Here is a 12910-nt window from a genome sequence, read left to right on the forward strand (position 1 = left end):
GATCGTAGGCCCGGTAAGCGCAGCGCCACCGAGCAAAAAAAAGCCCTGCATCGCAGGGCTTTTTCAGCATCAGGCCTCAATATCCGCCATATCGCCTTTCTCCTGCAGCCAGTTACGTCGGTCTTCCGAACGTTTCTTGGCAAGGAGCATATCCATCATCGCGTTGGTCTGCTGTTCGTCTTCGTCGCTGATCGTCAGCTGCACCAGACGGCGCGTGTTCGGATCCAGCGTCGTTTCGCGCAGCTGCATCGGGTTCATCTCGCCCAGCCCTTTAAAGCGCTGCACGTTCGGCTTGCCCTTCTTGCGCTTCAGCTGTTCCAGCACGCCCGCTTTCTCTTCTTCCGTCAGCGCGTAGTAAACCTCTTTACCGAGGTCGATACGGTAGAGCGGCGGCAGCGCCACGTGGACGTGACCGTTTTTCACCAGCGTTTTGAAGTGCTTCACAAACAGCGCGCACAGCAGCGTGGCGATGTGCAGACCATCGGAGTCCGCATCCGCGAGGATACAGATCTTGCCGTAGCGCAGCTGGCTCAGATCGTCGCTGTCCGGATCGATACCGATCGCAACCGAGATATCGTGGACTTCCTGCGAGGCCAGCACTTCATCAGAAGAGACTTCCCAGGTATTCAGGATCTTACCCTTGAGCGGCATGATCGCCTGATATTCACGATCGCGCGCCTGCTTGGCCGACCCGCCCGCCGAGTCACCTTCCACGAGGAACAGCTCGGTACGGTTGAGATCCTGCGCGGTACAGTCCGCCAGCTTGCCCGGCAGCGCTGGGCCGCTGGTCAGCTTTTTACGCACCACTTTCTTCGCGGCACGCAGACGACGCTGGGCGCTGGAAATCGCCATTTCAGCCAGCATCTCAGCCGCCTGAACGTTCTGGTTCAGCCACAGGGTAAACGCATCTTTCACCACGCCGGAGACAAACGCCGCGCACTGGCGTGACGACAGGCGCTCTTTGGTCTGACCGGCAAACTGCGGATCCTGCATCTTCACGGAGAGCACGTAGGCGCAGCGGTCCCAGATATCTTCCGCCGACAGCTTCACGCCGCGCGGCAGGATATTGCGGTATTCGCAGAATTCGCGCATCGCATCCAGCAGCCCCTGACGCAGGCCGTTGACGTGCGTACCGCCGAGCATGGTGGGGATCAGGTTAACGTAGCTTTCGGTCAGCAGCTCGCCGCCTTCCGGCAGCCACAGCAGCGCCCAGTCCACCGCTTCGGTGTCGCCGGTGAAATTGCCGACGAACGGTTTTTCCGGCAGCGTCGGCAGGCCGTTTACCGCTTCGCACAGATAGTCATTAAGGCCATCTTCGTAGCGCCAGGTCTGCTCGGTGTTGTTGACGTTATCCTTAAAGGTAATTTCCACGCCCGGGCACAGCACCGCTTTGGCTTTCAGCAGGTGCGTCAGGCGGGAAACGGAAAAGCGCGGGCTGTCGAAGAAGCTCTCGTCAGGCCAGAAGTGAACGCTGGTGCCGGTGTTGCGTTTGCCGCACGTCCCGACAACCTGAAGATCCTGCACCTTCTCGCCGTTTTCAAACGCGATGTTGTACACCTGACCGTCGCGACGGACGTTTACTTCCACGCGTTTTGACAGGGCGTTGACGACGGAAATCCCCACGCCGTGCAGGCCGCCGGAGAACTGGTAGTTTTTGTTGGAGAACTTACCGCCCGCGTGCAGGCGACAGAGGATCAGCTCAACGGCAGGGACGCCCTCTTCCGGGTGGATATCCACCGGCATGCCGCGCCCGTCGTCAATGACTTCCAGCGACTGATCGGCGTGCAGGATGACGTCAACGCGTTTGGCATGGCCCGCCAGCGCTTCGTCCACACTGTTATCAATAACTTCCTGGCCCAGATGGTTTGGGCGCGTCGTATCGGTGTACATCCCCGGGCGGCGGCGAACCGGCTCAAGCCCGGTGAGGACCTCAATGGCATCAGCGTTATAGGTTTGCGTCATGATTTAAACTAGCAATTCGCATTGATTGTCAGTGGCTGTGCAGTCCAAGAAAATCGACAATCTGGGTGAAATGATTCTCAAAGCCCGTGAAAGCATGGTTTCCGCCCTCTTCTATAGTCTGGCGGCAGGAGGCGTAATACGCCACTGCCTGGCGGTAATCCAGCACTTCATCTCCCGTCTGCTGCAGCAGCCAGATGAGATCCGGCGCCTCGAGCGGGTCGACCTGCATAACTTTGAGATCGTAAATATGGCGTGACTCTAGCACATATTGCTGGCCGGTGTAGGGGTTCTCGTTTTCACCAAGAAAGTCCCGCAGCAGCTCAAATGGCCGTACCGCCGGATTAACTACCACGGCGGGCAGCATAAAGCACTGCGAGAGCCAGGTGGCGTAATACCCGCCCAGCGATGAGCCGACCACACCGAAGGTTTCGCCGCCGTGCGCAAGCACAATGGATTCCAGCATCTCCGCGGCCTCTGCCGGATAAGGCGGCAGCTGAGGGATAATCATCTCAACGTCGGGGTGATGCTCGCTCAGCCACTGGCGAAACTGTGTCGCTTTTGCGGAGCGCGGCGAGCTGTTGAATCCGTGCAGATAAAGGAGCGTAGACATCAATAGCCTTCTGAAGCGGTGTCCGGGCGGAACTGTGCGCCGGTCAAACGGCAGACTTCCGTGGTCAGCGTGCCGTCGGCATGCAGTTCCAGCCAGCGCCAGCCTGGCGCGATGGTATCCAGCGTAAAGTTGGCGCAGTGCGGCTTAAACTGAACGCAGGTCGACGGCGTCGCCAGCATGCGGCGCCCGTTCCAGTCGAGATCCTGCTCCTGGTGAATATGCCCACACAGCAGATTTTTCACCCGCGGGAACTTCGCCAGCACGCGATCCAGCGCCGCGGAGTTGCGCAGACTGTGCTGATCGAGCCAGCTGCAGCCCGCCGGCAGAGGATGATGATGAAGCAACAGCAGCGTATGACGTTCAGGTTCAGCAGCCAGTTTGGTCTCCAGCCAGTCGAGCTGAAACTCGCTTAACTCACCGTGCGGGACGCCAAACACCTGGCTGTCCAGCAGCAGGATCTGCCACTGGTCACCCGCAAAAACACATTTCGCCGGAGAAATACCCGCATCCTGGAGAGAACTGTACATTGCGGGCTGGAAATCGTGGTTGCCTGGCAGCCAGACGCAAGGCACGCTAAAGCTCGCGATGCCCTCAGCAAAATGCTGATAGGCCGCGGAAGATTGGTCCTGCGCCAGATCGCCCGTTGCGACAATCAAATCGCATGCACGGTTTTCAGCGTGAATGGCGCTAAGTACCGCCTGATAACTCTCCCAGGTATTCACCCCCAGCAGCGTTTCATGCTTTTCGGCAAAAAGGTGGGTATCGGTGATTTGTAATATCCTGACTGGCGCCCCACCAGCAACAGTCAGGTTCAACAGGCTTTCCAAATGGTGTCCTTAGGTAGGTTTATGACGCTAACAAACCGGAATCGCCATTGCTCCATGTGCTAAACAATATCTTAGCCAGTCGGCTAAAAACTGGTTAATTTGATGCTTTTCGTCGCGTTGATGCAACTTTTTATTCGGGTAATCATACCGCGCCTTGAAGCGAAAGATCTGCTGACTTGAACACACTTCAGCGACCATCGCGTCATGATAGAGGCGTACCGTCATCGACGGCAGGCTCCAGTAGCTAATGCTGGGTGCCGTTTGCTCAATCTCCACCAGCGTAGTGTAGCGCGTTGATTCTGTTATCGTTAATCGATACTGCGCGTTGCTCACCTGATAGCTTACCGTTTCGCCGGGTGCGTCGTTTTTCGGCAGCAGGCGGCGCAATTGTGCGAAATTGGTTTCGCACAGGCGCATCATTTCTGGGAAGTCAGGCGTATAGCGCTTCATTTTTTCCACTCGTTTCGTAATGTCTGATAATGCAGTTGCAGCCATTGCAGGGCGATGACAGACGCTGCGTTGTCGATTTTCCCCTCTTCTACCCACTGGTAAGCCTGTTCCCGGCTTACCACATGAACCCGAATATCTTCGTTTTCATCAGCCAGACCGTGGATCCCTTCCGCCGTCGTGGCGTCCACTTCGCCCACCATTATGGATAAGCGTTCGCTGGTGCCTCCCGGGCTTGCCAGATAGCTCAGCACCGGTTTGGTACGGCCGACCACCAGCCCCGCCTCTTCCAGCGCCTCGCGCCGGGCGACGTCCTCAACCGACTCGCCTTCTTCGATCATCCCGGCCACCATCTCCAGCAGCCACGGGCTTTCACTGACGTCATAAGCGGCGATGCGGATCTGCTCCACCAGCACAACTTCGTCACGCACTGGGTCAAAGGGTAGCAAGACTGCCGCATGCCCGCGCTCAAAAATTTCACGTCTGATTTCGCCGCTCATCTCGCCGTTAAACAGGCGATGCCTGAAACGGTAAAGATCCATTGAAAAAAAACCGCTATAAAGCGTTTCTCGTGCAATAATTTCTACATCGTTTTTGGCGAATGTCACGGGCAACTTTTCTGGTTTTTGCATGAGTCGAGTCCTGGTAGCAATGGTGATGAAATTGTGAATTTCAAGGCTGTTTGGCTGCCGTTTGTAAGGCTATATGGTAGATTGGTGCAAATTACCGCCAGATGGCACGTTACGCCAACCTTTTGGTGTGGATGATTCTGTTAGAATCGGCAATTATTTTTTAATTAGATCAGCGCTAATACTGCTTCACAACAAGGAATGCAAATGAAGAAATTGCTCCCCATCCTTATCGGCCTGAGCCTGACGGGCTTCAGTGCAATGAGCCAGGCGGAAAACCTGTTACAGGTCTACCAGCAGGCACGTCTGGGCAACCCTGATTTACGTAAATCAGCGGCCGATCGTGATGCTGCGTTTGAAAAGATTAACGAAGCGCGTAGCCCCTTGCTGCCACAGTTAGGTTTAGGTGCAGATTATACCTACAGCAACGGTTTCCGCGACGCTAACGGCGTAAACTCCAATGCTACCAGCGCCTCACTGCAATTGACACAGACGCTGTTTGATATGTCCAAATGGCGTGCCCTGACCCTGCAGGAAAAAAGCGCAGGCATCCAGGATGTGACCTATCAGACCGACCAGCAGACGCTGATCCTGAACACGGCCACGGCGTACTTCAACGTGCTGAGCGCCATTGACGCGCTCTCCTACACCGAAGCGCAGAAACAGGCCATTTACCGCCAGTTAGATCAAACCACCCAGCGCTTCAACGTGGGCCTCGTTGCGATCACCGACGTGCAGAACGCCCGTTCACAGTACGACACCGTGCTGGCTAACGAAGTGACCGCACGTAACAACCTCGACAACGCGCTGGAATCCCTGCGCCAGGTCACCGGGAATTACTATCCTGAGCTGGCGTCTCTGAACGTGGACAGCTTTAAAACGGATAAACCGCAGGCCGTCAACGCCCTGCTGAAAGAGGCGGAAAACCGCAACCTGACGTTGCTGCAGGCACGTCTGAGCCAGGACCTGGCCCGCGAGCAAATTCGTCAGGCGCAGGACGGCCATCTGCCAACACTGAGCCTGAGCGCGTCTACCGGTGTCTCTGATACGACCTATAGCGGCTCTAAAACCAATACGTCCCAGTACGACGACAGCAACATGGGGCAGAACAAAGTGGGTCTGAGCTTCTCCCTGCCGCTGTACCAGGGCGGTCAGGTCAACTCTCAGGTGAAACAGGCTCAGTACAACTTTGTTGGCGCGAGCGAGCAGCTGGAAAGCGCCCACCGCAACGTGGTGCAGACCGTACGTTCCTCCTTCAACAACGTGAACGCCTCGATCAGCAGCATCAACGCCTATAAACAGGCCGTGGTGTCTGCACAGAGCTCCCTGGATGCAATGGAAGCGGGTTACTCGGTCGGTACGCGTACTATCGTGGACGTGCTCGACGCGACCACCACGCTGTACAACGCGAAACAGCAGCTCTCCAGCGCACGTTACCAGTACCTGATTAACCAGCTGAACATCAAACAGGCTCTGGGTACGCTGAACGAGCAAGATCTGCAGATGCTGAACAGCGCGCTGGGCAAGCCGGTCTCCACCTCTCCGGACAGCGTTGCGCCGGAGAACCCGGAGCAGGTTGCCGCGGTTGATAACTTCAACGCTAACAGCAACACCCCTGCTGCACAGCCTGCTGCCGCGCGTACCACTGCGCCTGCCAGCAAAGGCAATAATCCGTTCCGTAACTAAGCATTGCCCGATGGCGCTGCGCTTATCGGGCCTACTGAATCGTAGGCCGGGTAAGCGCAGCGCCACCCGGCGCAAAATCACATCCGAACGTAAGCCAACGTAAAGATCCCCCTGATTCCGCCCCTCTTCGCTTCATTTTCAACCACTCATCCTCTATCCTGAGCGTTATTACCACTGGGTCCAGGAAGACAAACATGAAACGGACAAAATCTATAAATCACGCTTCGTTCCGCAAGAGCTGGAACGCGCGTCACCTCACCCCTGTCGCGCTGGCGGTTACCGCTGTCTTTATGCTGGCAGGCTGTGAGAAAAACGATGAAACGGTTTCGCTGTATCAAAACGCGGACGACTGCTCCGCCGCAACCGGTAAAGCGGCCGAATGTAAAACGGCCTACACCAGCGCGCTGAAAGAAGCGGAACGTACCGCGCCGAAATATGCTTCACGCGAAGACTGCGTGGCGGAGTTTGGTGAAGGCCAGTGCCAGCAGGCACCGGCTCAGGCCGGCACTGCGCCTGAAAATCAGGCGCAGGCACAGTCGAGCGGCAGCTTCTGGATGCCGCTGATGGCGGGCTACATGATGGGTCGCCTGATGGGCGGCGGTGCGGGCTACCAGCAGCAGCCGCTGTTTAGCTCGAAAAACCCGGCCAGCCCGGCTTACGGTCAATATACCGATGCCAGCGGCAAAGGCTACGGCGCAGCAACCCCTGGCCGCACCGTGACCGTACCGAAAACGGCGATGGCGCCGAAGCCTGCGACGACCAGCACCATCACCCGCGGCGGGTTTGGTGAGTCCGTGGCGAAGCAGACCAGCATGCAGCGCAGCGCAACAGGCACCTCCTCTACTCGCTCAATGGGCGGCTGATCATGGAACGAGTCAGTATCACCGAGCGCCCGGACTGGCGTGAAAAAGCCACCGAGTACGGTTTTAACTTCCACACCATGTACGGCGAGCCGTACTGGTGTGAAGACGCCTATTACAAGCTCACGCTGGCCCAGGTGGAAAAACTGGAAGAGGTGACCGCCGAGCTGCACCAGAAGTGCCTGAAGGTCGTGGAAAAGGTCATCGACAGCGACGAGCTGATGGCAAAGTTCCGCATTCCGAAGCATACCTGGAGCTTTGTCCGCCAGTCGTGGAAAACGAATCAGCCTTCGCTTTACTCTCGCCTGGATCTGGCGTGGGACGGTAAAGGTGAACCGAAGCTGCTGGAAAACAACGCCGATACGCCAACCTCTCTGTACGAAGCGGCGTTCTTCCAGTGGATCTGGCTGGAAGACCAGGCCAATGCCGGAAACCTGCCGGAAGGCAGCGACCAGTTCAACAGCCTGCAGGAAAAGCTGATCGAGCGCTTCGCCGAGCTGCGCGAGCAGTTTGGCTTCAACCTGCTGCATCTCGCCTGCTGCCGCGACACGGAAGAAGACCGTGGCACGGTTCAGTATCTGCAGGACTGCGCCGCCGAAGCGGAAGTGGCGACCGAGTTCCTCTATATCGAGGATATCGGCCTGGGTGAAAAAGGTCAGTTCACGGACATGCAGGATCAGGTGATTAGCAACCTGTTCAAGCTCTACCCGTGGGAATATATGCTGCGCGAGATGTTCTCCACCAAGCTGGAAGATGCTGGCGTGCGCTGGCTGGAGCCGGCCTGGAAGAGCATTATCTCTAACAAAGCCCTGCTGCCGATGCTGTGGGAGATGTTCCCGAATCACCCTAACCTGCTGCCAGCCTACTTTGCAGAAGATAATTACCCGCAGATGGAGAAATACGTCGTTAAGCCGATCTTCTCCCGCGAAGGCGCGAACGTGTCGATTATCGAAAACGGTAAGACGCTGGAAGCGGTTGAAGGGCCGTACGGCGAAGAAGGGATGATCGTCCAGGAGTTCTGGCAACTGCCGAAATTTGGTGACAGCTATACGCTAATTGGCAGCTGGCTTATCAACGATCAACCGGCCGGGATTGGTATTCGCGAAGATCGCGCGCTGATCACGCAGGATCTGTCGCGGTTTTATCCGCATATTTTTGTGGAGTAAGACTGCGGCCTGATGCCCTCACCCCAGCCCTCTCCCACAGGGAGAGGGTGCAAACACTAAATACGGCAACCTGAAGTTGCCGTTTTGCTTTTATTATCCCACCTGCACCGACAGCATACTCAGACTTCCCATCTCAATACCGTCGACCGGGATCGTAACCGGCTCCTGACCATCCCACGCGCCAAGAACGTACAGCAGCGGCAGGAAGTGTTCCGCCGTCGGGTTAGAGAGCGAACCGCCTTCGTGATCCAGATAGTTCACCAGCGGATGTGCCTCAGCCGGGCCTTGCCAGGTCAGGTTCGCTTTGACGTAGTCGTTAAATGATATCGCCCATGGGTAAGGCGTATTCTCACCGTGCCAGCGTGCGGTACGCAGGTTATGCACCACGTTGCCGCTCGCCACCAGCATGATGCCTTCATCACGCAGGGTTGCCAGCTTACGGCCCATCTCAAGATGCCAGGCGGCCGGTTTGGTGCTGTCGATGCTCAGCTGCACCATCGGGATATCCGCGTCAGGATACATTTTAATCAGCACGCCCCAGGAGCCATGGTCAAAGCCCCAGGCTTCTTTATCCAGCGTCACAGGAACAGGCGCCAGCAAATCCACCAGCCTTTGTGCCAGCTCAGGCGAGCCGGGGGCCGGATAATGCGTGTCGTACAGCGCCTGCGGGAAGCCACCAAAATCATGAATGGTTTTTGGCGCTTCCATGGCGGTCACGCCTGTCCCACGGGTAAACCAGTGCGCAGACACCACCACGATCGCTTTCGGACGCGGCAACGTCTCGCCCAGATGACGCCAGGCGCGGGTATAGACGTTGTCTTCCAGAACGTTCATTGGGCTGCCGTGGCCTAAAAACAGGGCTGGCATACGGGAAGAAGTCATGGTGATATCCTTACAGAAGGTGTCAATTTAATGGTGCTACATTACGCGCAATCCGGCAAAGATGAACGCAGATAAGCGTGAAGATCATCATCAGGAAATTTGAATGTAAGGAATGTGTAAAGCCGGGTTTTCCCCCTCGCTTTGCCAGAAATGAATCATTTATATTAATGAGAATCATTATCATAAGGAGCAATGCATGTCAGTCCCCCTGATCCTGACCATACTGGCGGGCGCCGCGACCTTCATCGGTGCGCTTCTCGGCGTGCTCGGCCAAAAGCCCTCTAACCGCGTGCTGGCCTTCTCACTGGGCTTTGCTGCCGGGATCATGCTGCTCATCTCCCTGATGGAGATGCTGCCTGCCGCGCTGGGCACAGAAGGCATGTCTCCACTGCTGGGCTACGGCATGTTTGTTTTTGGTCTGCTGGGATACTTTGCCCTCGATCGGATGCTGCCGCACGCGCATCCGCAGGATTTAATGCAAAAAAACGTGACGCCCATGCCGCGCAATATCAAGCGTACCGCCGTACTGTTAACGCTTGGCATCAGTCTGCATAACTTCCCGGAAGGGGTCGCCACCTACGTGACGGCCAGCAGCAATCTTGAGATGGGCTTTGGCATCGCGCTGGCGGTCGCCTTACACAATATTCCTGAAGGACTGGCCGTCGCTGGGCCCGTGTATGCCGCAACGGGATCGAAACGCACCGCGGTGTTCTGGGCGGGTATTTCCGGGATGGCCGAAATCCTTGGCGGCGTGCTGGCCTGGCTCATCCTCGGTAGCCTGGTCTCTCCGGTAGTGATGGCGGCGATTATGGCAGCGGTAGCCGGGATCATGGTTGCGCTTTCGGTGGATGAACTGATGCCGCTGGCGAAGGAGATCGATCCTAACAACAACCCCAGCTATGGCGTGCTGTGCGGAATGTCGGTGATGGGATTAAGTCTGGTTCTGCTCCAGACCGCAGGAATCGGGTAAAAAAACGCCGGGACATCCCGGCGTTTTTTATTATCAGCTGGCTTTGCGCTCGTGCGCCTGGCGATACTCAACCAGATCTTCAATCGTTACTACCGGCATGTTGTGCAGGCGGGCAAAGGTGATGCACTCCGGCGCGCGCGCCATGGTGCCGTCATCGTTGGTCAGTTCGCACAGCACGCCAGCAGGTTTGAAGCCAGCCAGCGTCACCAGGTCGATCGTCGCTTCGGTGTGACCACCGCGGGTCAACACGCCGCCCGCCTGCGCACGCAGTGGGAAGACGTGACCTGGACGGTGCAGATCGGATGGCTTCGCATCATCAGCAATGGCGGCACGTACGGTAGTCAGACGGTCAGCCGCAGACACACCGGTGGTCACGCCATGCGCCGCTTCAATAGTCACGGTAAAACCGGTACCAAAGGCGCTGGTGTTGTTTTCGACCATCATCGGCAGCTCGAGCTGCTTACGACGATCTTCGGTAATACACAGGCATACGATGCCGCTGCCGTGACGGATGGTCAGCGCCATCTGTTCAACGGTCATGTTTTCGGCGGCGAAAATCATGTCGCCTTCGTTTTCACGGTTTTCATCGTCAAGCACCATCACACCGCGGCCTTCGCGCAGTGCATCCAGTGCATGTTCAACACGTTGAGTTGAAGTGCCAAAAGAGGAAAGTAGCGTCTGATTCATGGTAAAAAAACCTCACTAACATTATGGTTACCAGAATCAGGGCAGTCTTAGGAGCGCCGTATAAGCGGCAAAAAGATAACGTGAGCGGGCCCATGCCCGACTTGATCGTTACTCTCTCCCATCCGGACTCTAACCGTCGGCCCCGGAATTACACCGGATCTGCTGACCTTTGAGTTTTCACCCAAAGCGCTCGCGGGCTTTCAGCGTCACGCTGATTTACCGCCGGTGGGGAATTTCGCCCCGCCCTGAGAATAAGCGAGATAACTATAACGCTATTGATTATCCTGGGCAATGCATAAGCATCAAACAATTTTGTTTACCCCGGGCATGACGCGCTACAATGGACACTAACACCTTTCCATCAAGGGAAACGACAATGATTGACCCGAAAAAAATTGAGCAAATTGCGCGTCAGGTTCATGAATCTATGCCAAAAGGCATTCGTGAATTTGGTGATGACGTTGAGAAGAAAATCCGCCAGACGCTGCAGGCGCAGTTGGTTCGCCTTGATTTAGTCAGCCGCGAAGAGTTTGACGTGCAGACCCAGGTTTTGCTGCGCACCCGCGAGAAGCTGGCGCTGCTGGAACAGCGTCTGACCGAGCTGGAAAACCGCAATGCGCCGGAAGAAGTGAAGCCGGCACCGGCCATTCCACCGGTGGATGACCAGGAGTAAGTGCGGCCTGATGCCCTCACCCCAGCCCTCTCCCCAGGGAGGGGGTGAAAAAATAAACGGGCCAGCTGGCCCGTTTTTTACTGACTGTCTTTCTGGATCTTCTTGATGATGTTGGTGGTTGAGCACCCGTCCTCAAAGTTGAGCACCATCACCTCGCCGCCGTTCGCCCAGACCTCTTCGCTGCCCGCGATTTGCTCCGGCTTGTAATCCCCGCCTTTCACCAGCAGATCCGGCAGAATACCGGCAATCAGACGCTGCGGGGTATCTTCTTCAAACGACACCACCCAATCCACGGCTTCCAGCGCGCCGAGCACAATCATGCGCTGCTCGAGCGGGTTCACCGGACGCGTTTCACCCTTCAGGCGTTTCGTCGATGCATCGCTGTTAACAGCCACAATCAGGCGATCGCCCAGCTTGCGCGCGTTCGCCAGATACGAAACGTGGCCCGCGTGCAGAATGTCGAACACGCCGTTGGTCATCACCACTTTTTCACCACGCTTGCGCGCGGCGGCGACGGCCACCTTCAGCTCGTCTTCGGTCATGACGCCAAAACCGGTGTCTGCACGGCCGCGCACCGCGTTTTCCAGCTCGATTGGGGACACGGTTGAGGTACCGAGTTTACCGACGACCACGCCCGCCGCGGCGTTAGCGAAGTAGCACGCCTCTTCCAGGGAGTTGCCTGCGGCCAGCGTCGCCGCCAGCACGCCGATTACCGTATCACCGGCACCGGTCACGTCGTACACTTCCTGCGCCTGGGTTGGCATATGCAGCGGCGATTTGCCCGGCTGCAGCAGCGTCATCCCTTGTTCGGAGCGGGTCACCAGCAGCGCGGACAGCTCGAAGTCGGCAATGATCTTCATGCCGCGCTCAACCAGTTCGTCCTCGGTTTTGCACTTGCCCGCCACCGCTTCAAACTCGGAGAGGTTTGGCGTCAGCAGCGTCGCGCCGCGATAGCGCTCAAAATCGGTCCCTTTCGGGTCGATCAGCACCGGCACGCTGGCCTTGCGCGCCAGCTGAATCATCGTCTGCACGCTGGCCAGCGCGCCTTTGGCGTAGTCGGACAGCACCAGCGCGCCGATATTGCCCAGCGCCTGGTTAATGCGCTCGTGCAGCGGCTCGGGATCAACGCCTTCGAAACCTTCTTCAAAGTCGAGGCGTATCAGCTGCTGGTTGCGCGACAGCACGCGCAGTTTCGTAATCGTTGGGTGGGTCGGAACAGAAACGAAATCGCACTTCACGTTCACGTCCGCCAGCGACTTGCTCAGCGCGCGAGCCGCATCGTCGATGCCGGTCAGGCCCACCAGACGCGACTGCGCGCCCAGAGAGGCAATGTTCATCGCCACGTTTGCCGCGCCGCCGGGACGCTCTTCAATGGTGTCGACCTTAACCACCGGTACCGGTGCTTCCGGAGAGATGCGGCTGGTAGGCCCATACCAGTAGCGATCCAGCATCACATCCCCAACAACCATTACCCCAGCACGTTCAAACTCTGGCAGTGTTACTTTCATTCC

General features: G+C 57.2%; 13 protein-coding genes and 1 riboswitch. Of the genes, 5 read left to right on the plus strand and 8 right to left on the minus strand.

Going from position 1 to position 12910, the window contains the following annotated elements:
• Positions 1-69: 69 nt before the first annotated feature.
• The 5 genes from parE to nudF are packed head-to-tail and all read right to left on the minus strand — an operon-like array spanning position 70 to position 4478.
• A complete protein-coding gene (parE, locus tag V1587_RS21100) occupies positions 70-1962 on the minus strand; it encodes a DNA topoisomerase IV subunit B (RefSeq protein ID WP_157189732.1) in 1893 nt (630 codons plus the stop codon).
• A 28-nt stretch (positions 1963-1990) separates the two neighbouring features.
• Positions 1991-2572: an esterase YqiA gene (gene yqiA / locus V1587_RS21105; RefSeq protein ID WP_008502976.1), complete on the minus strand. Its 582-nt coding sequence runs from the start codon at positions 2570-2572 to the stop codon at positions 1991-1993.
• Positions 2572-3399 (minus strand): 3',5'-cyclic-AMP phosphodiesterase, encoded by an 828-nt coding sequence (gene cpdA / locus V1587_RS21110; RefSeq protein ID WP_045909978.1) that lies wholly within the window; start codon positions 3397-3399, stop codon positions 2572-2574. Before cpdA ends, yqiA begins: the two co-directional genes overlap by 1 nt.
• Positions 3400-3426: 27 nt before the next feature.
• Complete coding sequence (locus tag V1587_RS21115; protein ID WP_014833293.1) at positions 3427-3849, minus strand: DUF1249 family protein; 423 nt, start codon at positions 3847-3849, stop codon at positions 3427-3429.
• Positions 3846-4478, minus strand: coding sequence for an ADP-ribose diphosphatase (nudF, locus tag V1587_RS21120; protein ID WP_023333429.1), 633 nt, complete (start codon positions 4476-4478; stop codon positions 3846-3848). The genes V1587_RS21115 and nudF overlap by 4 nt, the downstream gene beginning before the upstream one ends.
• 204 nt (positions 4479-4682) lie before the next feature.
• On the opposite strand from nudF, the gene tolC reads away from it, so the two are divergent.
• From tolC to V1587_RS21135, 3 genes are all read left to right on the plus strand, one after another.
• The gene (gene tolC / locus V1587_RS21125; RefSeq protein WP_371897789.1) at positions 4683-6161 is read left to right on the plus strand and encodes an outer membrane channel protein TolC; all 1479 of its coding nucleotides are present in this window, start codon (positions 4683-4685) and stop codon (positions 6159-6161) included.
• Between the two features lie 194 nt (positions 6162-6355).
• Complete coding sequence (locus V1587_RS21130) at positions 6356-7024, plus strand: DUF1190 family protein (RefSeq protein ID WP_023309204.1); 669 nt, start codon at positions 6356-6358, stop codon at positions 7022-7024.
• A gap of 2 nt (positions 7025-7026) precedes the next feature.
• Positions 7027-8187: a glutathionylspermidine synthase family protein gene (locus V1587_RS21135; protein ID WP_371897788.1), complete on the plus strand. Its 1161-nt coding sequence runs from the start codon at positions 7027-7029 to the stop codon at positions 8185-8187.
• 93 nt (positions 8188-8280) lie between these two features.
• Here the strand turns inward: V1587_RS21135 and ygiD are convergent, their stop codons facing one another.
• Positions 8281-9069, minus strand: coding sequence for a 4,5-DOPA dioxygenase extradiol (gene ygiD / locus V1587_RS21140; protein ID WP_371897787.1), 789 nt, complete (start codon positions 9067-9069; stop codon positions 8281-8283).
• A 196-nt stretch (positions 9070-9265) separates the two neighbouring features.
• Here ygiD and zupT point away from each other — a divergent pair, with 196 nt between their 5' ends.
• On the plus strand, positions 9266-10039 hold the full coding sequence (zupT, locus tag V1587_RS21145; protein WP_033146665.1) for a zinc transporter ZupT: 774 nt from the start codon (positions 9266-9268) through the stop codon (positions 10037-10039).
• Positions 10040-10072: 33 nt separating this feature from the next.
• Here the strand turns inward: zupT and ribB are convergent, their stop codons facing one another.
• A complete protein-coding gene (gene ribB / locus V1587_RS21150; RefSeq protein ID WP_028017147.1) occupies positions 10073-10726 on the minus strand; it encodes a 3,4-dihydroxy-2-butanone-4-phosphate synthase in 654 nt (217 codons plus the stop codon).
• A gap of 106 nt (positions 10727-10832) precedes the next feature.
• Positions 10833-10983: riboswitch (FMN riboswitch) on the minus strand.
• Between the two features lie 119 nt (positions 10984-11102).
• Here ribB and ubiK point away from each other — a divergent pair.
• A complete protein-coding gene (gene ubiK, locus V1587_RS21155; RefSeq protein WP_014071796.1) occupies positions 11103-11399 on the plus strand; it encodes a ubiquinone biosynthesis accessory factor UbiK in 297 nt (98 codons plus the stop codon).
• A gap of 77 nt (positions 11400-11476) precedes the next feature.
• Here ubiK and hldE read toward each other — a convergent pair whose 3' ends face one another.
• Positions 11477-12907, minus strand: a complete 1431-nt coding sequence (hldE, locus tag V1587_RS21160) for a bifunctional D-glycero-beta-D-manno-heptose-7-phosphate kinase/D-glycero-beta-D-manno-heptose 1-phosphate adenylyltransferase HldE (RefSeq protein ID WP_371897786.1) — start codon at positions 12905-12907, stop codon at positions 11477-11479.
• Positions 12908-12910: the final 3 nt, after the last annotated feature.

It is taken from the genome of Enterobacter sp. ECC-249 (assembly GCF_043965265.1).
GTDB classification, from domain to species: domain Bacteria; phylum Pseudomonadota; class Gammaproteobacteria; order Enterobacterales; family Enterobacteriaceae; genus Enterobacter; species Enterobacter quasiroggenkampii.

What these genes read in the sequence shown, in the direction of transcription:
- V1587_RS21115 (WP_014833293.1), bottom strand. Translation starts at nt 3,849, where the DNA reads ATGAAGCGCTATACGCCTGACTTCCCAGAAATGATGCGCCTGTGCGAA.
- V1587_RS21135 (WP_371897788.1), top strand. Translation starts at nt 7,027, where the DNA reads ATGGAACGAGTCAGTATCACCGAGCGCCCGGACTGGCGTGAAAAAGCC.
- ubiK (WP_014071796.1), top strand. Translation starts at nt 11,103, where the DNA reads ATGATTGACCCGAAAAAAATTGAGCAAATTGCGCGTCAGGTTCATGAA.
- ribB (WP_028017147.1), bottom strand. Translation starts at nt 10,726, where the DNA reads ATGAATCAGACGCTACTTTCCTCTTTTGGCACTTCAACTCAACGTGTT.
- hldE (WP_371897786.1), bottom strand. Translation starts at nt 12,907, where the DNA reads ATGAAAGTAACACTGCCAGAGTTTGAACGTGCTGGGGTAATGGTTGTT.
- parE (WP_157189732.1), bottom strand. Translation starts at nt 1,962, where the DNA reads ATGACGCAAACCTATAACGCTGATGCCATTGAGGTCCTCACCGGGCTT.
- V1587_RS21130 (WP_023309204.1), top strand. Translation starts at nt 6,356, where the DNA reads ATGAAACGGACAAAATCTATAAATCACGCTTCGTTCCGCAAGAGCTGG.
- nudF (WP_023333429.1), bottom strand. Translation starts at nt 4,478, where the DNA reads ATGCAAAAACCAGAAAAGTTGCCCGTGACATTCGCCAAAAACGATGTA.
- tolC (WP_371897789.1), top strand. Translation starts at nt 4,683, where the DNA reads ATGAAGAAATTGCTCCCCATCCTTATCGGCCTGAGCCTGACGGGCTTC.
- zupT (WP_033146665.1), top strand. Translation starts at nt 9,266, where the DNA reads ATGTCAGTCCCCCTGATCCTGACCATACTGGCGGGCGCCGCGACCTTC.
- yqiA (WP_008502976.1), bottom strand. Translation starts at nt 2,572, where the DNA reads ATGTCTACGCTCCTTTATCTGCACGGATTCAACAGCTCGCCGCGCTCC.
- ygiD (WP_371897787.1), bottom strand. Translation starts at nt 9,069, where the DNA reads ATGACTTCTTCCCGTATGCCAGCCCTGTTTTTAGGCCACGGCAGCCCA.